Consider the following 20,429-nt stretch of genomic DNA (forward strand, 5'->3'; position numbering starts at 1 on the left):
GCGAAACCCGACGCTCCACCTATTGTCAGTGAACGGTGCGCCGACTTAACGTGCGCTCCGCGGTGCACACCGGCCACGGTCTTTTTGGAGGTGATATGGGAATCGAAGTGGTGGTCGAGGGGCTCACCAAGTCCTTCGGCAGGCAGGAGATCTGGCAGGACGTGAGCCTCACCCTGCCCGCCGGAGAGGTCAGCGTCATGCTCGGTCCGTCCGGTACCGGAAAGACCGTGTTTCTCAAGTCGCTCATCGGACTGCTCAAACCGGAGCGCGGACGTGTCCTCATCAATGGGGTGGACATGGTGAACAGTCCCGAGCGGGATATCTACGAGACCCGCAAAATGTTCGGGCTCATGTTCCAGGACGGCGCCCTTTTCGGTTCCATGTCCCTCTTCGACAACATCGCGTTTCCGCTGCGCGAGCACACCCGCAAGAAGGAGTCGGAGATCCGCCGCATCGTCATGGAGCGGATCGAGGTCGTCGGTCTGCTGGGCGCCGAGGGCAAACTGCCCGGGGAGATCAGCGGTGGCATGCGCAAACGGGCCGGGCTGGCCCGCGCGCTCGTGCTCGACCCGCAGATCATCCTGTGCGACGAACCGGACTCCGGACTCGACCCCGTGCGCACCGCCTACCTCTCCCAGCTGCTGATCGACCTGAACGCGCAGATAGACGCGACGATGCTGATCGTCACCCACAACCTCGACATCGCCGCCACGGTCCCCGACAACATGGGCATGCTCTTCCGGCGCGAACTCGTCACCTTCGGCCCGCGCGAGGTCCTTCTCACCAGTGAGGAGCCGGTCGTGGCCCAGTTCCTCGCCGGACGGCGCGAGGGCCCGATCGGGATGTCGGAGGAGAAGGACGCCGCCACCCTCGCCGCCGAGGCCGCCGGACCGCGCCCCGCGGGAGCGGACCTGCCCCGTGAGATCGTCCCGCAGCTGGAGCCGTCCCCCGGCCTTCCGCCGCGCCGCGCCGTCACCCGGCGCCGCGAGCGGGTCCTCGGCATGCTCGACCGGCTCCCGCCCGCGGCCAGAGAGGCCATCGAGCGCACCTACGCCGGCGCGCCGGGGCCGGCCGTGCCCAGCACCGGGAGCGGCGCATGATCACCGGCGCGCTGCGGCAGACCGGACAGCTCTTCGCACTCGCCGCCGAGGTGGCCCGCGCGATCTTCCGACGGCCCTTCCAGTTCCGGGAGTTCGTCGAACAGTTCTGGTTCATCGCCAGCGTCACCATTCTGCCCGCCGCACTGGTCTCGATACCGTTCGGCGCCGTGATCGCCCTCCAGGTCGGCTCGCTCACCCAGCAGTTGGGCGCCCAGTCCTTCACCGGCGGCGCCAGCGTGCTGGCCGTCGTGCAGCAGGCCGGCCCGCTGATCGTCGCCCTGCTGATCGCCGGTGCCGCCGGCTCCGCCATCTGCGCCGATCTCGGCTCCCGCACCATCCGCGAGGAACTGGACGCCATGGAGGTCATGGGCGTCTCGCCCGTGCAGCGCCTGGTGGTGCCCCGGGTCCTGGCCACCATGGGGGTGGCGGTCCTGCTCAACGGCCTGGTCTCCGCGGTCGGCATCCTCGGCGGCTACGTCTTCAACGTCTTCCTCCAGGACGGCACCCCCGGCGCCTACCTGTCCAGCTTCTCCGCCCTCGCCCAGCTGCCCGACCTCTACATCAGCGAACTGAAGGCCCTGGTCTTCGGGTTCATCGCCGGCATCGTCGCCGCCTACCGCGGCCTGAACCCGCGCGGCGGCCCCAAGGGCGTCGGTGACGCCGTCAACCAGTCCGTCGTCATCACCTTCCTGCTGCTGTTCTTCGTCAACATGGTGATGACGGCCGTCTACCTCCAACTCGTCCCGCCGAAGGGAGGCTGAGGTCCGGTGGCCTCCCCGCTCGTCTGGCTCGACCGCTCCGGCGACCAACTCCTCTTCTACGCCCGCTCCCTGCTCTGGATCCCGCGCACCCTGCGCCGCTACCTCAAGGAGGTGCAGAGGCTGCTGGCCGAGGTCGCCTTCGGCACCGGCGGCCTCGGGGTCATCGGCGGCACCATCGGCGTGATGATCGCGATGACCCTGTTCACCGGGACCGTCGTCGGACTCCAGGGGTACGCGGCCCTGGACCAGATCGGCACCGCCGCGTTCACCGGATTCGTCTCCGCGTACTTCAACACCCGCGAGATCGCCCCGCTCGTCGCCGGACTCGCCCTGTCGGCGACCGTCGGCGCCGGGTTCACCGCGCAACTCGGTGCCATGCGCATCAACGAGGAGGTCGACGCCCTGGAGGGCATGGGCATCCGCTCCCTGCCCTACCTGGTCACCACGCGCATCATCGCCGGCGTCGTCGCCATCGTGCCGCTCTACGCCATCGGACTGCTCTCCTCCTACCTGGCGTCCCGCTACGTCACGGTGCTCTTCAACGGCCAGTCACGAGGCACCTACGACCACTACTTCAACCTGTTCCTGTCACCGACGGACGTGCTGCTCTCCGTCCTGAAGGTGCTCCTCTTCAGCGTCATGGTCATCATCGCCCACTGCTACTACGGCTATCGCGCCTCCGGCGGCCCGGCCGGGGTCGGCGTCGCCGTCGGCCGGTCGGTGCGCAACGCCATCGTGCTGATCAGCGTCACCGACTTCTTCCTGTCGCTGGCCCTGTGGGGCGCCACCACGACCGTGAAGGTGGCGGGTTGAGATGAGCGGTGCACGAGGCGCGACACTGCGCCGCCGACTCGCCGGAGTGGTGTTCCTGGTGGTCCCCGTGCTGCTGGCGTGGCTGGCCGTCGCCGTCTACGACAAGAAGTTCACCGACTCCGATCCGGTGGTCGTGGAGACCGGCAGCGTCGGCAACGAGATGCACCGGGGTGCCGAGGTGAAGCTGCGCGGTGTGGTCGTCGGCGAGGTGCGCGCCATCGACGCCACCGACGACGGCGCCCGGCTCACCCTCGCCCTGCGGCCCGGCGCCCTCGCCGGCATACCGGCCGACGTGCGCGCACAGATGCTGCCGACCACCCTGTTCGGCGAACGGTTCGTCGCCCTGGTCCCGCCCGCGGGGTCGACCGCACGGCCGCTGGCCGCCGGCGCCGTCATCCCGCAGGACCGCTCCGCCAACGCCGTCGAACTGCAACAGGTGCTCGACAACGTGCTGCCGATGCTCACCGCCGTCCAGCCGCAGAAGCTCTCCGCCACCCTCTCCGCCGTCTCCCGGGCACTCCAGGGACGCGGCGACCGGCTCGGTGACACCCTCACCCTCCTCGACTCCCACCTGCGGAAGTTCAACCCCCAACTGCCCACCCTCAACCGCGACCTGAAAGAACTCGTGAAGGTCAGCCACATCTACGCGGACGTCGCACCCGACGTCATCACGGCCCTCACCGACTTCACCACCACCAGCGGCACCCTGGCCGAGAAGGACAGCGAGCTGGCCGGCACCCTCGGCGCCACCACGAGGACGGCGGAGGACGTGACCGCCTTCCTGCGGCAGAACAAGGACAACATCATCCGGCTCAGCGCCGCCTCCCGGCCCACCCTGGAACTGCTCGCCGAGTACTCCTCCTCGTTCCCCTGCACCCTGCGCACCCTCGCCGACTTCGTCCCGGCCATGGACAAGGCCCTCGGCAAGGGCACCGACCGGCCCGGCCTGCGCGTCGACGTCACCACGGTGCCCTCCCGCGGCGCCTACCGCCCCGGCGCCGACACCCCCGCCTACGAAGCCGGGGGAGGCCCTCGCTGCTACCCGGTGCCCTACCTCGGCGTGTCCGCGCGGCCGGCCGTGCAACTGCCCGCCGAGGCGGACCAGGGCCTGGGCCCGGCCAACTCCCCGCAGGAGAACGACCTCGTCAACGAACTGCTCGCACCGGCCACGGGCAAGGCTCCCGCCGACCTCCCCGAATGGAGCAGCCTGCTCGCGGGTCCCGTCCTGCGCGGCACGGAGGTGACCCTGCGATGACGCCCCGCCGCACCGCCCACACCCGGCGCCGGCCGCTGACCGGGCCGCTGCTGAAGTCCCTGGCCTTCCTGCTGGTGACCGCGCTGGCCACGACCGTCCTCGGCCTGAGCGTCGCGGACACCGACGTCGGCGACGACAGCCTCTCCTACAAGGCGCTGTTCACCGACGCCACCGGGCTCGTCGACGGCGACAGCGTGCGCATCTCCGGCGTCGAGGTCGGCGAGGTCACCGACGTCCGCGTCGTCGACCGCAGGATCGCGCAGGTCACCTTCACCGTCGGTGACGACCGGGCCCTGCCCCGCTCGACGACCGCCGCCGTGAAGTACCTCAACATGGTCGGCCAGCGCTACGTCGCCCTGGACCGGGGCAGCGGAGACCTCACCGGCACCCTCGACGGCGGCGACACCATCCCGCTCGACCGCACCGCCCCCGCGCTCGACCTGACCCTGCTCTTCAACGGCTTCAAGCCCCTGTTCGAGGGACTCTCTCCCAAGGACGTCAACGAACTCGCCGGCTCCATCGTGCAGGTCCTCCAGGGCGAGGGCGGCACCGTCGACAGCCTCGTGCGGCACATCGGCTCGCTCAGCACGACGGTCGCCGCGAAGGACAAGGTCATCGGCGAGGTGGTGAAGAACCTCAACACGGTCGTGACCACCCTCAACGACCGCGAGGCCGACTTCGACGACCTCGTCGACACCCTCCAGAAGCTCGTCACCGGCTTCAACGACGACCGCAAGCCCCTGGGCAAGGCCGTCGCGGCCATGGGCGACCTCACCACCGTGACCGCCGACCTCCTCGACGAGGGACGCGAACCGCTCAAGCGGGACATCCGCGAACTGGGCCGCCTCTCCGGCAATCTCGGCGACGCCACCCCGCAGATCGAGGACTTCCTGGCCAGGACGCCCGCCAAGATGACCGCCCTGGGCCGCCTGTCCTCGTACGGATCCTGGTTCAACCTCTACCTCTGCGAGGCACGCGTGGGCGGAGTGACCACCTCCGACGGCTCCGACCCGCCGACCGGCATCGCGGTCACCGAAGCGAGGTGCGGCGCATGAGCCTGCTGCCGCGGCGCGAACGCCGCAGCGAACCCGCCGCCGTCCCCGGGCCACGCCGCTCGCGCCGGCCGCGCCTGAAGCCGGTCAAGGACCGCGACCCGGTCGTCGTGGCGGTCGTCGGTCTGCTCCTGCTGGCCCTGCTCACCGTCTTCGCCTACAACGCCGATCGGCTGCCCCTGACCGGCGGCGGTACCACCTACAGCGCCGACTTCACCGAGGCGGCCGGCCTCGACGAGGGCGACGAGGTGCGCATCGCCGGCGTCAAGGTCGGCGAGGTCACCGGCGTCACGCTCGACGGCGACCGGGTGAAGGTCAGCTTCGCGGTGGAGGACGCCTGGATCGGCGACCGGACCACCGCAGCCATCGCCATCAAGACGCTGCTCGGCGACAAGTACCTGGCCCTCGACCCGCTCGGCTCGGGCCGGCAGGACCCCGGCACCCGCATCCCGCAGGCCCGCACCACCTCCCCGTACGACGTCACCCAGGCCTTCCAGGACCTCAGCGGCACCGTCGACGCCATCGACACCCAGCAGCTCGCCAAGAGCTTCGAGACCATCTCGGAGACCTTCGAGGACTCGCCGCCGCACGTCCGCAAAGCCGCCACCGGCCTGTCCGACCTGTCGAAGTCCGTGTCGAAGCGCGATCGCGAGCTGTCCGAACTCCTGAAGGGCAGCGCCGAGTTCACCAAGACGCTGGAGAACAAGAAGTCCAGCTTCGAGACGCTCATCGAGGACGCGGGTCCCCTGCTCGGTGAACTGCGGGACCGCCGTGACGCCATCAGCGCCCTCCTGGAGGGCAGTCGCGACCTCGGTACCGAACTGGGCGGCCTGGTCGAGGACAACGACAAGCAACTGGGGCCCACCCTCAAGGCACTCGGCCGTGTCACCACCGTCCTGGAGGAGAACAGCACCCAGCTGGACCGGACGCTGGCCCTGGTCGGCCCCTACTACCGCCTCGTCGGCAACACCCTCGGCAACGGCCGCTGGTTCGACAGCTACCTCTGCGGGGTCGTGCCCCGCGACTACCTGCCCGCACAGTCCCAGCCCACGACCGGGTGCATGCCGCCGAAGCAGCAGGCGGCGGCCCGGGGGAGCGGTGAGCGATGAGCAGACGCAGAAGACTCCTCTCGGCCGCGATCGCCCTCGCCGTGGTCGCCGCGGGACTGGCCACGGTACGGGCCCTCGACTCCACCGGCACCCGACTGACCGCCTACTTCGACCGCGCCGTCGGTATCTACGCCGGCTCCGACCTGCGCATCCTCGGCGTCCGGGTCGGCGAGGTGGAGTCGGTACGGCCCCAGGGCACCCGGGTGCGGGTCGAGCTCGCGCTCGACGCCGGCGTACGCGTCCCCGCCTCGGCCCGCGCCCTGGTGGTCGCACCCAGCGTCGTCGCCGACCGCTATGTGCAGCTCACCCCGGCCTACCGCTCCGGACGGACGCTCGCCGACGGCGCCGTACTGCCCGCCTCCCGCAACCGCACCCCGGTCGAGATCGACCAGCTCTACGCGTCGATCACCGACCTCAGCAAGGCACTGGGCCCCGACGGGGCCAACTCAGCCGGTGCCCTGTCCGACCTGCTGAAGACCGGCGCCGCCAACCTCGACGGCAACGGCGAGGCCATCGGTGACGCCATCGAGGAGTTCGGCAAGGCCGCCAAGACCCTCGACGGCTCCAGTGACGACCTGTTCACCACCCTCAGCCGCCTGCAGACCTTCACCACCATGCTCGAGGAGAAGGACACAGACGTACGCACCGCCCAGGAACGCCTGGACACGGTCGTCGGTTTCTTCGCCGACAACAAGGACGACCTGGCCGGCGCCCTGGAGGAACTGGGCACCGCCCTGAGCCAGGTGAAGACCTTCATCAAGGACAACCGGGGCGAGCTGAAGAAGAACGTCGACAAGCTGGTGCCGATCACCGAGACCCTGGTCCGGCAGCGCACCTCGCTGGCCGAAACCCTGGACGTCGCACCGCTGGCCGCGGGCAACATCGTCGGCGCCTACGACACCGACACCGGCATGCTCGACGGTCGCGCCAACCTCAACGAGATCAGCATGGGCGGCCCGTTGCTGCCCCTGCCGGCGACCGGAGGCTCCACCACCACCTCGGGGGGTGGGAAGAAGTGAAGCGCGTCATACGGCGCCGGGGAACGGGGACCGACCCGGTTCAGGCCCCGGGCGAGGACCGGGTGGAGACCGCGCGGGCCGACCGGGTGGAGGGCCACGGTACGGTGAGGCGGGGAGCGCTCACCACCGGTACGGCCGTCGGCGCCGGGCTGGGCGGACTCCTCGCCCTCGGACTCGGCTTCGCCCTGGCCCTCGGCGCGTTCTCCGCCACCGCCCCGCGCTTCGGCGGCATCGAGGACCTGTCCCTGCCCGGTGGCGCCGACCTCGGCTCCCACCCCTACACCGTCAGCGCCGAACTCGACGACGTCCTCAGCCTCGTGCCCCAGGCCGCGGTCAAGGTCAACGACGTCGCCGTCGGCCGGGTCACCGCCATCCGCCTCGACGGTGACGACTGGTCGGCCCGCGTCACCATGGAGATCAACGGCGACGTACGGCTGCCCGCCGACGCCGCCGCCCGCCTCGAACAGTCCAGCCTGCTCGGCGAGAAGTACATCCAGCTGGTCGCGCCCGCCACGTCGGCCGCCCCGGGGAGGCTCGGCGACGGCGCCGTCATCCCGCTGTCGCGCACGGGCCGCAACACCGAGGTCGAGGAAGTGTTCGGCGCCCTGTCCCTGCTGCTCAACGGCGGTGGCGTCAACCAGCTCAAGACCATCACCCAGGAGCTCAACAAGGCCCTCGGCGGTCGCGAGCCCGAGGTCCGCTCGATGCTCAAGCGCGTCGAGGAACTGGTGGCCAACCTCGACGACCACCGCGGCGACATCACCGACGCCCTCGACGGCGTCAACCGGCTGGCCTCGACGCTCGCCGGCCGCAAGGACGACGTACGCACCGTCCTGACCGACCTCTCACCCGGGCTGAAGACCCTGCACGAACAGCGCGGCTCCCTGCTCACCATGCTGCGCTCCCTGGACACGCTGTCCGGGGTCGCCGTCTCCACCGTCGAAGCGAGCAAGGACGACATGGTCGCCGACCTCAAAGCCATCGCACCCACCCTGAAGGCGCTCGCCGACGCCGGCACCGACCTCCCCGACTCCCTTCAGGTGCTGCTCACCTACCCCTTCACGGACGAGGTGCTGAACGGGGTGAAGGGCGACTACCTCAACGTGTACCTGAACATGACGGCAGCCCCCGGCACACAGGTCATCCCGCCGCTGGTGCCCCGGAGCACCCCCTCCCCCTCCCCCTCCGCCTCCCCGCAGAGCGGGCGGGGTGCCGCGACCGGGAAGAGGTCCGGCGCCGGGACCGGTTCCGCTCCCTCGGCCCCCCTGCCCCTGCCCTCCGTGCCGACGCCGTCCGGGAACGGAGGCGCACAGGGATGATCACCCTCGCCGTACGCCTCAAGAACCTCGCCTTCCTGGTCATCGCCGTCCTCGTCCTCGGCTTCGTCGGCATCCGCTACGCGGACCTCGGCCGGTACGTCGGCGTCGCCGACTACTACACCGTCGACGTCGAACTGCCGCGTACCGGTGGCCTGTTCACTCACTCGGACGTCACCTACCGGGGCGTGTCGGTGGGCCGGGTCGGCCCGATCGACCTCACCGCCGACGGCGTGGTCGCGCACCTGCGCATCAAGAAGTCCGCCCCCCGCATCCCCGCCGACACACGAGCCGTCGTGGCCGGGCTCTCCGCGGTCGGCGAGCAGTACATCGACCTGCGGCCCGAGAGCGACACGGGGCCCTACCTCGCCCAGGGCACTCGCATCGAACAGCCCGACACGGAGGTGCCGGCTCCCGTCACCGACGTCCTCACCAGCCTGAACGACCTCACCCGCTCGGTGCCGCTGGAGGACCTCCGCACGGTCGTCGACGAGTTGGGCAAGGCGTTCGAAGGGCACGGCGACGACCTCCAGGCACTGCTGGACAACGGCAGCGCCTTCGTCGAGGCCGCCGACCGGGCCCTGCCGTCCACCACTCGTCTGCTCACCGACGGGGAGACGGTGCTGCGCACCCAGGCCGAGGAGGCGGAGGCCATCCGCGGTTTCGCCGACGGCGCCGAGGAACTCGCCCGCACCCTCAAGGGCTCCGACGCGGACCTGCGCCGGCTGCTCACCGTCACGCCAGAGGCCGCCTCCCAGGTCAGCGGCCTTCTCAGGGACCTCGACCCCAGCCTGGGCGTCGTCCTCGCCAACCTGCTGACCACGTCCGAGGTCGCCGTCACCAGGCAGCGCGGCATCGAGGAACTGCTCGTGAAGTACCCGGCGGCCGTCTCCGCCGGCGCCACCGCCGTCGACGGAGGAACGATGAAGCTGGGCCTGGCCGTCACCTTCTTCAGCCCTCTGCCCTGCACCACCGGATACGGCGGCACCCGCTACCGCAACGGACTGGACCTCGGCACCGCCCCCGCTCTCAACACCGGCGCCTCCTGCACCGCCCCGGCCGCGAGCGGAGTCAACGTGAGAGGCTCCGCCAACGCGCCCCGGGGCGGCGCGGTGCCCGATCCGGCCAGGCCCGGTTCCCTCCCCTCCGGCAGCGGGAAGCCGCCCACGTCCACGAGTACGTCCGCCACGCCGCTTCCGGGCGCCCTCGCGCTGCCGAACGTGGGCGGGGCCGGGGCGCAGGGCCTCGCGGGGCTTCTCGGCGCGGACACGGAGGACGGCCGATGAGGCGGGCCCGGCTCCTCGCCGGGGCGGGCCTGGCGCTGGCACTGGCCTTCTGCGGCACCGGCGCGTGGACCTACGCGCAGGCACGCGGTGACGATTCGCTCGCCTACGGCCGTGAGCGCGACGAAGCGCTCGTCGACGGGCGCGACCGCCTCTCCGCGCTCCACACCCTCGACGCCTCCTCACGGGAGCGCGCACAGGTGAGCCTCCAGGCCTGGCGTGCCGCCTCGACGGGCCCGCTGCGGGAGGAACTCGGGCGTACCCGGCCCGAGAAGGGGGCCTCGGCGCGGGGCACGGTCACGGAGGCCGCCCTCACCGCCCTCGACACGCGGGCGGGCACCGCCAAGCTCATCGCGACCGTGCGCATCGAGGTCACGCCCGCCGGAGCGAAGCGGACGACCACGGACCGCAAGCGTCTGGAAGCGGTCCTGGCCCGCACGGGTGAGGGCGAATGGAAGGTCAGGGCAGTGAGCGCGGTACCGCTCGCGCGGACGGCTGAGGAGGACGACGGCCGATGACACGGCTGCTGCACATCAGGCGATCACGGGACTCCGCCGCCCCGGGCGGAGAGGGCCCGTCGCCCGGCGCCGACCGCGACGAGGACACGCGTCCCGAAGGCGGCCGGGCGCCGCAGGAGGACGGGGCCGGCCCGCAGAGCGCGTCCGGCATCGCTGCCGGCCCCGGTACGGAGGCGGTGTCCGGCACGGCCGCCGAGCACGGCGAGGGGACCGAAACCGGTGCGGAGGCCGACACCTGGGCGGAAGCCGGGAACGGCGCGGAGGCCGACAACGGCGCCGAGGCCGGGAACGGCGCGGAGGCCGACAACGGCGTGGAAGCCGGTCACGACGCCGGCGCGGAGGCGGAGGCCGGGAGCCGTGCCGAGGCCGGGGACGACAGGACGGCCGAGCAGGACGACGGCGCCGCGGTGCCGAGCCCGGACCTCCGTCGCCCTTCGCGCGGCCGGCTCCGGCAGGCCGTCCTGGCGGCGTGTGCCGCCGCGCTCGTCCTGGCCGGCTGCGGATTCTTCCACGAAGCCCACCAGTTGCGGGACACCCCGTCGGCCGAGAACCAGGCGTTGACCGACGCCGGAGCGAGCACCCGCGTCGCCGGTGACGTCGGCAACGCCCTCGCTCGCGTCTTCTCCTACACGCCGGACGGAGTCGAGGCCACCGAGCGGTCCGCGCGCTCCGTCCTCGGAGGGCGCGCGGCCCGTCAGTACACCGAGCTGATGGGCCGCATACGGGCGGACCTCGCACAGCAGCGCGTCACCCTGAGCACCCAGGCCGTACGCACCGGAGTGATCGAACTCGACGGCGACCACGCGCGACTGCTGGTCTTCCTCGACCAGACGTCCCACCGCGGCAAGGACGGCACCACCTCCGCGGCGGCCCAGCTCACGGTCACCGCGCGATGGGAGGAGGACCAGTGGCGGATCGTCGACATCAGGACCCACTGAAGCCGGCGCGGGGGAGGAGAGCACTCATGAGACGCGTGGTCGTCCCGCCGACCGGACTCCGGGCGCTGCCGGTCACGGCCCTCGCCCTCGCCCTCACCCTTGTGGCGGGGGGCTTCGCGGTGTGGACGGGCTGGGACTGGTACGACGCGGCGCACGACGACACGGCGGCGTACGCCGTGCAGCGCGACGAGGCCCTCGCGGCCGGTGAGCAGGCCGTGCAGAACCTCAACACCCTCGACCACCGAAGCCTCGATCGGGGCCTCGACCTGTGGGAGTCCTCGACGACCGGAGACCTGCACGAGCAACTGGCCGCCGGGCGAGCTGAGTTCGCCACCCAGGTGAAGGCCGCCAAGACGGTCACCACCGCACGGGTGCTGTCCGGCGCCCTCACCGAACTCGACGACCGGGCCGGCCGCGCCCGGGTGCTCGTCGCCCTGCGGGTGACGGTGAAGGCGCCCGGTGACGCGAGCACCGACAAGGACAGCCGCATGCTCGGCGAACTGACCCGCACCGGCGGTCACTGGAAGCTCAGCGCCCTGGGCCAGGCTCCCGTCGGCGGCACGCCGGCCGGCTGACCCGGCCGGAGGAGAGGACGACACACGATGCCGACGACCCGGCACCACATCAACGGGCGGCGCCGCCGCCAGGCCCGCGAGGCCCAGCGGACGCAGGCCCCGGACGCTCGGCGCACGGTGGGCGCGGCCGGTACCGGCCTGGCCGTGCTGTCCGAGCGCGACACCGCACCTACCCCCGCGGCCGGAGCGGTCCGGTCGGACCCGTCGGACCCGTCGGACCCGTCGGACCTGTCGGAACGGTCGGACCTGTCGGAACGGCCGGACGAGAAGGAACGACCGGACGCGACCCCTCGGCCGACGCGGACCGCGCGACGCCCCCGTCCGTGGGCGCTCGTGCTGCTGTGCCTGCTGACCGTCGCCCTCGGCGGCTTCGCCGGTTGGGCACACGCCCGCGCCGAAGGACTCCGTGACGACCCCGCGGCACGCAACACCGCCCTGACCGACATCGCCCGCACCAGCGAGGTCAAGGGACACACGGCCAAGGCGGTCGCCGCGCTCTTCTCGTACGACCACGCCGACCCCAGCGCCTTCGACAAGGCCGTGAAGGGCTGGTTGACGGGTAGGGCCGTCGAACAGCACCGGGTCCTGCTCGGTGACCTCCGCACGCGTGCCGACCAGCAGAAGGCCGTGATCACCACCACGGTCACCGACAGCGCGGTCGAGCGCATCCAGGGCGACCGGGCCCGGGTCCTGGTCTACGCCGACCAGAGCAGCGTCAGCACCGCCGGCGACACGAAGGGCGCGACGCCAGGGGACGAGCACAAGGCGGGGCAGGCGGGGGAGGAGCAGGCGCGGGACCAAGGCACGTACGCCGGGGCGATGTTCGCCGTCGACGTCGTGCTGCGCGACGGCCGTTGGCTCGTCTCGGGCATCGACACCTTCGACCGCTGAGCATCGTCCCGGGCGCCCACCCCCGTGCAGCCCCCGCCACCACCGCAGCGACCCTCGACCGACCAGGGAGTGACCGCCATGCCCGCACACCGCGCCCGACGTCTGCCCGCCCGGACCCGGCAAGGCCTGCGGGCCACCGCCATCGCCGTCGCCGCGGTGGCCGCGCTCACCGCCTCCCAGGCGCCCGGCCTCCCGCAGAAGGGGGAAGGCCGCCCGGTCGCCGACGACCGGCGTGCTCCGTTCCCGGACGTTCCGTACACCGAGCAGGCCCCGCCGGACGACGGCTCCTACCACACGGAACTCCCGCCCCTGGCCATCACGGACATCGCGCCTCGTGCCGGGCAGGCTGCCAGGGTCCGGGCCGAGTCCGGCATCCCCGGCACCGTGCTGCGCGCCTACCGCGCCGCGGAGAAGTCGGTGGGCCGGACGGATCCGGGGTGTCGCCTGCCCTGGGAGCTGCTCGCGGCGATCGGCAAGGTGGAGTCCGGGCAGGCACGCGGCGGCGCGGTCGACCGGTTCGGCACCACCCTGGGCCGCATCACGGGCCCGGCGCTCGACGGCCGCGGTTTCGCCCTGATCCGCGACACCGACGGAGGTGTCCACGACGGCGACACCGTGTACGACCGGGCGGTGGGGCCCATGCAGTTCCTGCCGTCGACGTGGGCGCGGTGGGGCGCGGACGGCAACGGCGACGGCCGGTCCGACCCCAACAACATCTTCGACGCGGCTCTGGCGGCCGGACACTACCTGTGCGCCGGGGAGCGGAACCTGAGCCGCGCCGGGGACCTGGACCAGGCGATCCTCAGTTACAACCACTCGCGTTCCTACCTCGCCCTGGTCCGCCACTGGCTGGACTTCTACCGCCGAGGCGTGCACACCGTGCCCGACGGCAGGGGGGTCGTACCGCATTCGCCGGGGGCCGGAAGCGACACCCCGGCGACGGAGCCGGTCGACGGCGCCGACGGCGAGGGGTCAGGAGGCAAGGAGGGCGCAGGAGGCGAGGGCGGGATCATCATCGGCCCGGACCCGAGCCCTTCCGCCCCGTCCTCCGCGCCCTCGCCCACGATCGAGCCGTCCCCGTCCGTGACGGGGCCCGGTCCGTCCCAATCGCCGGGTCAGTCCCCCGGCCCCTCCCCGTCGGACACCCCGACCGCGGACCCCTCGCCCACGTCGTCCCCCACCGGTCCCTCGACACCGACCTCCCACCCCGGCACGCCGCAGGACTGTCCCTCCGGCTCGGCGAGCCCCTCCCCGGACACCGGCGCCCCACCCACCGCCGACCCCAGCACCCCCGAGGTCGAGCCGACCTGTCCGGCCTGAGCGGGCGTGGTCGTCTCCGCGGGCCGCGTGCCACCGGACCCGTGGGTCAGACACGGAGCAGGTCGGTCGAGACAGCCCAGAGGCGCTCGGCGGTGGCGGGATCGAGCGCCCATTCCTTGACACCGTGCGGGTGCTGCGCGAGGTCGGCGTCGTTCGGCACGGTGTAGGCCTCTCGTGAATCGTCGAGGTAGTGGCCTCCGGAGTGAGCGAACTCGGGGGCGACGGCCGCGACGATGCTGGTGGCGGCACCCTGCTCGACCGTTTTGTACGTGAAGACTCCGGCGGCCTCGGCCGCGTCGAGCGACTCCTTCTGGGCCGGCGTGAAGTTCCGCTGCAGCCTCGTGGCGACACCGCCCGGGTTCACCGCCTGGGCGATGATGCCGTCGGACGCCCATAGGCGGGTCGCCTCGACGGCGAAGAGGGAGTTCGCCGTCTTCGACTGGGCGTAGGCGATCTGCGGGTCGTAGCTGCGACGCTCGAAGTGGAGGTCGTCGAAGTCGATTCCGGAACGCATGTGCGCCGTCGAACTGACCGAGACGATCCGTGCTCCGTCGCGGTCGGACGCTCCCAGGGCCAGGGCGTCGTGAAGACCGGTGGCCAGGGCGAAGTGGCCGACATGGTTCGTCGCGAATTGCAACTCCCATCCCTCACGCGTGCGTTCGAGGCCGCCGGTGACGACGCCCGCGTTGTTGATCAGCAGGTGAAGCGGGCCGCCCCACGCGTCGACGAAGCGCGTGACGGAGGTCCTGTCGGCGAGGTCGAGCCGGGCGACTCGGGGCCGGATCCCTCCGGTCGACTTCGCGATCGTCTCGGCGACGGTGTCACCCGCAGCCGTGTTCCGGACAGCGAGCGTCACCTCCGCTCCGGCAGCGGTCAACACGCGAGCCGTCTCGTTGCCGATTCCCGAGGAACCTCCCGTCACGATCGCGCGGACGCCGGTGAGGTCAGCGCCCCGCAGCACCTCCTCCGCGGTGCTGGAGGCGGTGAAGGGCGTGGAGATGGGTCTGCGAGTATTCACGGCGGTGACTATACGCACTGGACCATATTTGTATAGTGCGGCTCTCGCTCGTATGCTCGCTTCATGAGCAGTCCCGATGCAGGCCACGCACCGCCGACAGTCGCCGATACCGACCGTCGAACCGTGGTTCTGGACTCCGCCATGGTCACGTTCGCGCGATTCGGTTACCGGAAGACCTCGATGGAGGAGGTGGCGCGGGCGGCGCGCATCTCCCGGCCCGGGCTCTACTTCCTCTTCTCCTCGAAAGAGGCTCTCTTCCGTGCTGCGGTCACCCAGGCATTGGAGCGGGACATCACCGCGGTCGAACACGTCCTGGCGGACACCGGCCGCCCCCTTCCAGAACGCCTCGTCGAGGCGTTCGACCAGTGGGCGGGCCGCTACATCGGCCCGCTGACCCGCGACGTCGCGGCGGTCATCGAAGGCAACCCCGACCTCCTCGGAGAGATCGTCGACACCGCGCCGCGACGTTTCGAGGAACTGATCACGGACGCGATCGCCGTCGATTCGGGACGAGAGGCGGCGGCCCCTGTCGCACAGACGATGATCAGCGCATCGATCGGCCTCAAGCATCAGGCCGCATCACGCGAGTTCTACCTCGAACGACTGGAGGTCGCCATCGATCTCCTGGTGCGCTGAAAACGCGGCCAGGACGCTTCGGGCCGAAGTGGCGGGCGGCGGGTTCGGCGGGCTCAGGACGAGGACATCGTGACCGGGCCGGCCGATGCTTGCTCCCGCTCGATGGATGCGGGCCGGCCGCCTCTGGTGGTCCGTACGGCGGCGGTGATCACCATGTAGCCGAGTTCGTACTCGGCCCGGGCCAGTTCCTCCATGAGCGCGGTCATCGATGCGACGGCCGCTTCCCCGTAGGTGTTCGTCAGGGGTTGCCGCTGCTCGTCGATCGCCCGGCAAGCCCGCGGACTGGTGGGCCGGACCTGCTCGCTCAGGTCCTCCACACCGACCGGGTCGAATCCCGCGGCGTCGAGCAGAGTCAGCAGCCGTTCCGGCGTGGAGACATGCATGGACGGCACCTCCGCCGGTTCCGGTCCGCTCCCCAGTCGTGCGGGGAGGTGCATCAGGTCGGCCAGCACCAGCAGGCCGTCGGCCCGCAGGCAACGGGCGGCCTGCGCCAGCGCCGCTCCCTTGCCGCGCGGGCCCGGCGTATCCGGCAGGTGGGTGAGGACCTCCATCATCAAGGCTCGATCGAACGTCTTTGCGGGGAAGGGGAGCGCGGTGGCCTCGGCGTGGTGGAAGACGAGGCGGCCATCGTGCTGCGTTGTCGCCGCGCGGCGCTGGGCGGTGGCAAGTTGCCGGACGGCGATGTCGGTACCGGTGACCGCGCAGCCGGTCTCCTCGGCGAGCAGCCGGGCGGGCTGCCCGCTGCCGCAGCCGATGTCGAGCAGTGCGGTCCCGGGCCCCAGCCTGAGCCGTTCGCCGATCAGTCTGGTCAGCCGGTCGGCGGCCTGAGCCAGCGGCGCCGGATCCGCCGGGCCGTCGAAGTACCCCTTGTGCAGGGCCTCCGTGCCCGACGCCGACCTGCAGAAGTCCGTGACCAGGTCGTAGAAGTCCCCGACAACCGGCTTGCCCCCGGACGGCTCGTCGCGCGTCGGCCCGTCTTCCTGCTCGTGGTCCTTCAGGACAGCCATGTCATCTCCGGTGGCGGGGTGTAGGTGGTCCGGCTGGGCCGTACCTTCATGCGGACAGCGCTCTCCAGCCAGGTGAGTGCGGCGCCGGTGGGGTCGACGACCGGGACGTACTGCCCGTCAGCCGCCAGCAGGTCCTGGAGCGCCGAGGCGACGCCGATGAAACCGGTGCAGCCGAGCACGATGACATCGGCCTCGCCGGCGGCCACGGCCTGCGACGCCTGGGTGTGGAGGTGGTCGACCAGGGTGGCCTGATCATGCACGGACAGTGTGGGAGTGTTGATGACCCGCACGGAGCCGCAGCGTTCGCTCAGCGCGTCGTGCCGGATCAGCTCACGGAAGATCGGCACCACGCCGGGCAGCACGCTGATGACCCCCACGCGGTGACCCAGTGCCAGCGCGGTGAGCAGGGCGGGCTGGAAGCCGCCGACGACCGGGATGTCCACCACCTCGCGGGCGGCGTGCACGGCCGGGTCGCCGGCGCAGTCGATGAACACTCCGTCGCTGCCGGATGTCGCGGCCTTGACCACCTCGGCCAGGATCGCGGGTGCGGCCAGGGCGATCTCGTAGCGGGAGGCGACCGACCCCACGTCGTCGCCGAGCGCCACGACCTCCACTTCGGTGTCGGTGGCGGTCCATTGCTCGCATTCCTTGCGTACCAGCGGGAGGTGCTCGGCGCTGCCGGGCATGACGACGGTGAGGCGCATGGGCGGTCTCCGATCACGGGCGGAGTGTCAGGGCTGGGCGTCGGGCAGAGGGCGGCAGGCGTCACGGGGCCGCAGTGCGGTGGCCAGGCGTTGGGCGGTCACCAGGGTCAGCCCCAGGGAGAAGCTGGCGCCCGAGGACGCTCCGCACACCACGTGTGCCCGGGGCGGGGTGCGGAAGAGGTCGTAGTCGGACCGGATGATGCGTTCCAGGGAGAACCGGCCCAGCCGTACGTACTGCCGGGGCAGCTCCCGGGCGGGAGGGTCCACCAGCCGCCACCAGTCGGCGGCCTCGGTGAAGTACCGGTCGGCCCGCTCCACCTCGAAGCGCACCAGCTCGCGCAACTTCGGGGTCATCCGCGCCCGCTGTGCCGCCCAGTCCACCTCGTCCCGGGACAGACCGAACGCGGTCAGGTCCTCCAGCGGCAGGTAGAGCCGCCCGTCACCGAGGTCCTCGGCCAGATCCCGCAGGTAGTCGGTGAGCTGCAGCCCGAAACTCGCGGCCGCCGCCTTCCGCTCCGCCTCCGGCTCCCTTCGCCCCCCGGGCATGAGCAGCGCGTTGCCCCACAAGACGCCCTGCACGCACACGCCGTGGATGTACCGCTCCAGATCAGTGAACGACGGATACTGCGCGACCTCGAGGTCCGTGCGGATGGTCGTCATGAAGGTCCGGACCGAGTCCGCGGGGATGTTCCAGGTACGCACGAAGTGGCTGAAGGCGTGTGCCAGGTGCCGTCCCGTCCGGCTCTGTCCGCTCGCCGTCCCGTCGGCCCAGGGATCGTCACCGGCCATCAGGGAGAACACGTTCCGTTCGTACGCCTCTGCCCGTGCCGTTCGCTCGGCGACCGGCCACTCCGGGTCGTCGATGAGGTCGTCCACGTACGTGGAGAAGGCCAGAATCGCGTCCCAGTAAGGGCGCTTGTCCGGAGCCAGCAGCAGCCGGGCCGCCGGATACGCCGCCGAATTGCGCTTCCGCAGAAAGGCGTCGCACGCCGCATAGACCACGGACAGGTGAGGGTCGGTCAGGCCCGCGGCCCGGATCTCCTTGGCGGTCACGTCGTGCTCCCCTTCTGCCGGTTTTCGGCATGGTGTCGCGGGCGGATCACCGCGTATCCCTGCCGCTCCGGGGCGCGCAGCCCGGACCGGCCCGCGAACAGGTCGTTCGCCAGTGGGATGCGCTGGTGGTAGAAGCAGAGGGACGACGGCACCCCGAAGATTTCCGCCGAGCCCAGGAAGAACGGCAGTTCCGCCGTGATGTACCGCAGCGCGTGTTCGAGCTGATGGCACGTCGGGTCACAGCCGGGCCGCCGTGCCAGCAGCACCTCCCGGCTCATCCCCAGCGCGGTCTCCCGCAACCGAGGGTCGCCGGTCAGTATGCCCTCGGCGCTCGCCAGCAGCTTCTGGTAGCAGCTGTGGGAGCTCAGCTCCGACATACGGTGCACCCCGTCGACGTCCCTCGGGTTTCCGGACATCTCCCAGGCCCGAAGTACACGGTTGCGCAGCACGCTCGTCTCCGCGTGTGCCTTCTTCGATGCCTTCTCGGCCGGATATCCCAAGGCCACATAGGTATGCACCAGGGCGGAGTCCGGAATCACCACATCGATCTGTTTGAACTCCGCACGTAGCCAGCCGAGCAGGTCGGCCAGCAGGCCGACCCGGAAATAACTGTTCCCGGGACTCACCCCGACAACGACATGCTCCCGCCGCCCGTACACCGCCCGGCAATTCTCGCTGTACGGTTCCACCACAAAAGAATGGTCAGTCCTCATTGGAGTCAGAGTCACCTTCCCTGTACGACAGGCCACACAGACCAGCCGGACCGAATGCTTCCGCAGCCCGGATTCACAATATCCGGGGCCGTCTCCGTGATGAATGAACGCGCCGCGCCTGCACGGCCACGCAGATCCCCGGATGGGGAATGTCTCCCGGTCAGGTCGGCGCCGGGTGTGCCGACTGCCGTGAACGTAGCCGGTCCCCGCACGGGTGGTCTTCCGGTGAACCAGCCGCTGCCGGAATCGGCCGCGATAAACACGCGATTGCCCGACCGCGGCATACAGAGGGATCAGCCACTACAAGGAAAAACTGACAATCAGACAGAAAGTCCGAGGTGCGACCGCAGGGCATTTGCCCTCCCTCCCCGGAGAGTCGCGCCCACATCTTCTGAGAGCAGTTGTAGCCGCCCCAGTCATGTGCTTACCCATTTCCCCCCGGCCATGCTCTCACTCGAATGGGCGATTCTGCTCCCGCGTCTCTGAAAAGCAGCGCTGGGCAATCTCCACGGCACGGAGATTGCCCAGCGTGAGCCCACCACCCCCGTCAACCGGCCGGGTGCCGGTGCTGCCCTTCCCGGCCGTGGTGCGGCGGGCCGGCGTCGTCCGTGACTTCCGGCTGTGGAAACAAGTGCTCTTCGAAGGCGGTCATACCGAAGAGAAGACCCATCATCACCACGGGCACGAGCAGGGCGAACAGGATCACAGCACCTCCCGGCGGGTCGGTCTGTGGCACCTGGGCGGGCCGCTACCAGGATGCGGCCGATCGGGGGATCACGCATCTGCGCAGGCGCGGCCTTCACATGGCGGTCCCGGTCGGTGGCGGGAACGGTGGGCGCATGACAGTGACGAACGGGGTTCGGCCGACCCTCGGGGTGGAGGAGGAGCTTTCCTGACCGCCGCCGACGGTCGCGCCGTGGCCGATGGTCCTCGCAGATCCTTCCGGGAGCCATGGCCCTGCCGGGTGATCGGTTCTCCGGCGAGCTCATGGAATGCCAGGGGTCCGGGGCCACGCTTCCGGCACTCCCGTACTGGGTGCGCCGGGCTCCACGACGCTTCGCGGCGATCCCCGCTACCTTGCCGAGGAGGCGGTCCTGGTCGGCAGCCATCTGCGTCCGTGGTCGCAGGTGCTGGTCGCGCTGTCGGCCAACTCCCCCTTCTGGGCGGAGCGCGACACCCGATATGCCAGTTGGCGGACCATGGTGGCGCACGCCCTGCCCGTCTTCGGGCCGCCGCCGCACTTCTCCTCCGCGGAGCACTTCGACCAGGTTGCCGCCGACCTGCTGGAGGCCGAGGCGGTCGTCGACGAGGGCATGCTCCTCGTTACCCGACCGGCGTGAAGGCCGGC

The 20,429-nt window shown here is 71.1% G+C and carries 22 protein-coding genes; 16 read left to right on the forward strand and 6 right to left on the reverse strand.

All coding sequences use genetic code 11. From position 1 onward, the window contains the following. The first annotated feature begins 95 nt into the window (after positions 1-95). The 14 genes from RM812_RS16450 to RM812_RS16515 all read left to right on the forward strand — a co-directional run bounded on the left by RM812_RS16450 (position 96) and on the right by RM812_RS16515 (position 13,950). Complete coding sequence (locus RM812_RS16450) at positions 96-1,100, forward strand: ABC transporter ATP-binding protein (protein WP_311573301.1); 1,005 nt, start codon at positions 96-98, stop codon at positions 1,098-1,100. Then, positions 1,097-1,861, forward strand: coding sequence for an MlaE family ABC transporter permease (locus tag RM812_RS16455; protein ID WP_311573302.1), 765 nt, complete (start codon positions 1,097-1,099; stop codon positions 1,859-1,861). Before RM812_RS16450 ends, RM812_RS16455 begins: the two co-directional genes overlap by 4 nt. Positions 1,862-1,867: 6 nt before the next feature. Further along, complete coding sequence (locus tag RM812_RS16460) at positions 1,868-2,674, forward strand: MlaE family ABC transporter permease (RefSeq protein WP_311573303.1); 807 nt, start codon at positions 1,868-1,870, stop codon at positions 2,672-2,674. A gap of 1 nt (position 2,675) precedes the next feature. Continuing rightward, positions 2,676-3,929, forward strand: a complete 1,254-nt coding sequence (locus RM812_RS16465) for an MCE family protein (protein ID WP_311573304.1) — start codon at positions 2,676-2,678, stop codon at positions 3,927-3,929. Further along, positions 3,926-4,984, forward strand: a complete 1,059-nt coding sequence (locus RM812_RS16470) for an MlaD family protein (RefSeq protein WP_311573305.1) — start codon at positions 3,926-3,928, stop codon at positions 4,982-4,984. Before RM812_RS16465 ends, RM812_RS16470 begins: the two co-directional genes overlap by 4 nt. Next, the gene (locus RM812_RS16475; protein WP_311573306.1) at positions 4,981-6,090 is read left to right on the forward strand and encodes an MCE family protein; all 1,110 of its coding nucleotides are present in this window, start codon (positions 4,981-4,983) and stop codon (positions 6,088-6,090) included. Before RM812_RS16470 ends, RM812_RS16475 begins: the two co-directional genes overlap by 4 nt. After that, the gene (locus RM812_RS16480; protein WP_311573307.1) at positions 6,087-7,109 is read left to right on the forward strand and encodes an MCE family protein; all 1,023 of its coding nucleotides are present in this window, start codon (positions 6,087-6,089) and stop codon (positions 7,107-7,109) included. The genes RM812_RS16475 and RM812_RS16480 overlap by 4 nt, the downstream gene beginning before the upstream one ends. A gap of 104 nt (positions 7,110-7,213) precedes the next feature. Further along, a complete protein-coding gene (locus RM812_RS16485; RefSeq protein WP_311573428.1) occupies positions 7,214-8,428 on the forward strand; it encodes an MCE family protein in 1,215 nt (404 codons plus the stop codon). Next, positions 8,425-9,711, forward strand: coding sequence for an MlaD family protein (locus RM812_RS16490; RefSeq protein ID WP_311573308.1), 1,287 nt, complete (start codon positions 8,425-8,427; stop codon positions 9,709-9,711). Before RM812_RS16485 ends, RM812_RS16490 begins: the two co-directional genes overlap by 4 nt. After that, entirely contained in the window at positions 9,708-10,226 is a 519-nt protein-coding gene (locus RM812_RS16495; protein ID WP_311573309.1) for a hypothetical protein, read from the forward strand. Before RM812_RS16490 ends, RM812_RS16495 begins: the two co-directional genes overlap by 4 nt. Beyond that, positions 10,223-11,164, forward strand: coding sequence for a hypothetical protein (locus RM812_RS16500; RefSeq protein ID WP_394816461.1), 942 nt, complete (start codon positions 10,223-10,225; stop codon positions 11,162-11,164). Before RM812_RS16495 ends, RM812_RS16500 begins: the two co-directional genes overlap by 4 nt. Positions 11,165-11,190: 26 nt before the next feature. Then, positions 11,191-11,739: a hypothetical protein gene (locus RM812_RS16505; protein WP_311573310.1), complete on the forward strand. Its 549-nt coding sequence runs from the start codon at positions 11,191-11,193 to the stop codon at positions 11,737-11,739. 27 nt (positions 11,740-11,766) lie between these two features. Continuing rightward, complete coding sequence (locus RM812_RS16510; protein ID WP_311573311.1) at positions 11,767-12,630, forward strand: hypothetical protein; 864 nt, start codon at positions 11,767-11,769, stop codon at positions 12,628-12,630. Positions 12,631-12,708: 78 nt separating this feature from the next. Continuing rightward, entirely contained in the window at positions 12,709-13,950 is a 1,242-nt protein-coding gene (locus RM812_RS16515) for a lytic transglycosylase domain-containing protein (RefSeq protein ID WP_311573312.1), read from the forward strand. A gap of 46 nt (positions 13,951-13,996) precedes the next feature. On the opposite strand, the gene RM812_RS16520 is transcribed toward RM812_RS16515, so the two are convergent. Further along, on the reverse strand, positions 13,997-14,968 hold the full coding sequence (locus RM812_RS16520; protein WP_311573313.1) for an SDR family NAD(P)-dependent oxidoreductase: 972 nt from the start codon (positions 14,966-14,968) through the stop codon (positions 13,997-13,999). 63 nt (positions 14,969-15,031) lie between these two features. Between RM812_RS16520 and RM812_RS16525 the strand changes: the two genes are divergently transcribed. Further along, positions 15,032-15,604, forward strand: a complete 573-nt coding sequence (locus tag RM812_RS16525) for a TetR/AcrR family transcriptional regulator (RefSeq protein ID WP_311573314.1) — start codon at positions 15,032-15,034, stop codon at positions 15,602-15,604. Between the two features lie 53 nt (positions 15,605-15,657). Here the strand turns inward: RM812_RS16525 and RM812_RS16530 are convergent, their stop codons facing one another. From RM812_RS16530 to RM812_RS16550, 5 genes are all read right to left on the reverse strand, one after another. Then, positions 15,658-16,611, reverse strand: coding sequence for an SAM-dependent methyltransferase (locus RM812_RS16530; RefSeq protein WP_311573315.1), 954 nt, complete (start codon positions 16,609-16,611; stop codon positions 15,658-15,660). Beyond that, complete coding sequence (locus RM812_RS16535) at positions 16,599-17,315, reverse strand: aspartate/glutamate racemase family protein (protein ID WP_311573316.1); 717 nt, start codon at positions 17,313-17,315, stop codon at positions 16,599-16,601. The genes RM812_RS16530 and RM812_RS16535 overlap by 13 nt, the downstream gene beginning before the upstream one ends. A gap of 27 nt (positions 17,316-17,342) precedes the next feature. Then, positions 17,343-18,368 (reverse strand): squalene/phytoene synthase family protein, encoded by a 1,026-nt coding sequence (locus tag RM812_RS16540; protein WP_311573317.1) that lies wholly within the window; start codon positions 18,366-18,368, stop codon positions 17,343-17,345. After that, entirely contained in the window at positions 18,365-19,081 is a 717-nt protein-coding gene (locus tag RM812_RS16545; protein ID WP_311573318.1) for a tRNA-dependent cyclodipeptide synthase, read from the reverse strand. The genes RM812_RS16540 and RM812_RS16545 overlap by 4 nt, the downstream gene beginning before the upstream one ends. Before the next feature lie 547 nt (positions 19,082-19,628). Next, on the reverse strand, positions 19,629-19,787 hold the full coding sequence (locus tag RM812_RS16550; RefSeq protein WP_311573319.1) for a hypothetical protein: 159 nt from the start codon (positions 19,785-19,787) through the stop codon (positions 19,629-19,631). A 286-nt stretch (positions 19,788-20,073) separates the two neighbouring features. Here RM812_RS16550 and RM812_RS16555 point away from each other — a divergent pair, with 286 nt between their 5' ends. Further along, positions 20,074-20,421 (forward strand): glutamate-cysteine ligase family protein, encoded by a 348-nt coding sequence (locus RM812_RS16555; protein WP_311573320.1) that lies wholly within the window; start codon positions 20,074-20,076, stop codon positions 20,419-20,421. Positions 20,422-20,429 lie beyond the last annotated feature (8 nt).

Source organism: Streptomyces lancefieldiae (assembly GCF_031845825.1).
GTDB lineage: Bacteria > Actinomycetota > Actinomycetes > Streptomycetales > Streptomycetaceae > Streptomyces > Streptomyces lancefieldiae.

Excerpts from the sequence above, each read along its gene's own strand:
- RM812_RS16450 (WP_311573301.1), top strand. The coding sequence starts at position 96 with ATGGGAATCGAAGTGGTGGTCGAGGGGCTCACCAAGTCCTTCGGCAGG.
- RM812_RS16455 (WP_311573302.1), top strand. The coding sequence starts at position 1,097 with ATGATCACCGGCGCGCTGCGGCAGACCGGACAGCTCTTCGCACTCGCC.
- RM812_RS16465 (WP_311573304.1), top strand. The coding sequence starts at position 2,676 with ATGAGCGGTGCACGAGGCGCGACACTGCGCCGCCGACTCGCCGGAGTG.
- RM812_RS16470 (WP_311573305.1), top strand. The coding sequence starts at position 3,926 with ATGACGCCCCGCCGCACCGCCCACACCCGGCGCCGGCCGCTGACCGGG.
- RM812_RS16475 (WP_311573306.1), top strand. The coding sequence starts at position 4,981 with ATGAGCCTGCTGCCGCGGCGCGAACGCCGCAGCGAACCCGCCGCCGTC.
- RM812_RS16480 (WP_311573307.1), top strand. The coding sequence starts at position 6,087 with ATGAGCAGACGCAGAAGACTCCTCTCGGCCGCGATCGCCCTCGCCGTG.
- RM812_RS16490 (WP_311573308.1), top strand. The coding sequence starts at position 8,425 with ATGATCACCCTCGCCGTACGCCTCAAGAACCTCGCCTTCCTGGTCATC.
- RM812_RS16495 (WP_311573309.1), top strand. The coding sequence starts at position 9,708 with ATGAGGCGGGCCCGGCTCCTCGCCGGGGCGGGCCTGGCGCTGGCACTG.
- RM812_RS16500 (WP_394816461.1), top strand. The coding sequence starts at position 10,223 with ATGACACGGCTGCTGCACATCAGGCGATCACGGGACTCCGCCGCCCCG.
- RM812_RS16505 (WP_311573310.1), top strand. The coding sequence starts at position 11,191 with ATGAGACGCGTGGTCGTCCCGCCGACCGGACTCCGGGCGCTGCCGGTC.
- RM812_RS16510 (WP_311573311.1), top strand. The coding sequence starts at position 11,767 with ATGCCGACGACCCGGCACCACATCAACGGGCGGCGCCGCCGCCAGGCC.
- RM812_RS16515 (WP_311573312.1), top strand. The coding sequence starts at position 12,709 with ATGCCCGCACACCGCGCCCGACGTCTGCCCGCCCGGACCCGGCAAGGC.
- RM812_RS16525 (WP_311573314.1), top strand. The coding sequence starts at position 15,032 with ATGAGCAGTCCCGATGCAGGCCACGCACCGCCGACAGTCGCCGATACC.
- RM812_RS16530 (WP_311573315.1), bottom strand. The coding sequence starts at position 16,611 with ATGGCTGTCCTGAAGGACCACGAGCAGGAAGACGGGCCGACGCGCGAC.
- RM812_RS16535 (WP_311573316.1), bottom strand. The coding sequence starts at position 17,315 with ATGCGCCTCACCGTCGTCATGCCCGGCAGCGCCGAGCACCTCCCGCTG.
- RM812_RS16545 (WP_311573318.1), bottom strand. The coding sequence starts at position 19,081 with ATGAGGACTGACCATTCTTTTGTGGTGGAACCGTACAGCGAGAATTGC.
- RM812_RS16555 (WP_311573320.1), top strand. The coding sequence starts at position 20,074 with ATGCCAGGGGTCCGGGGCCACGCTTCCGGCACTCCCGTACTGGGTGCG.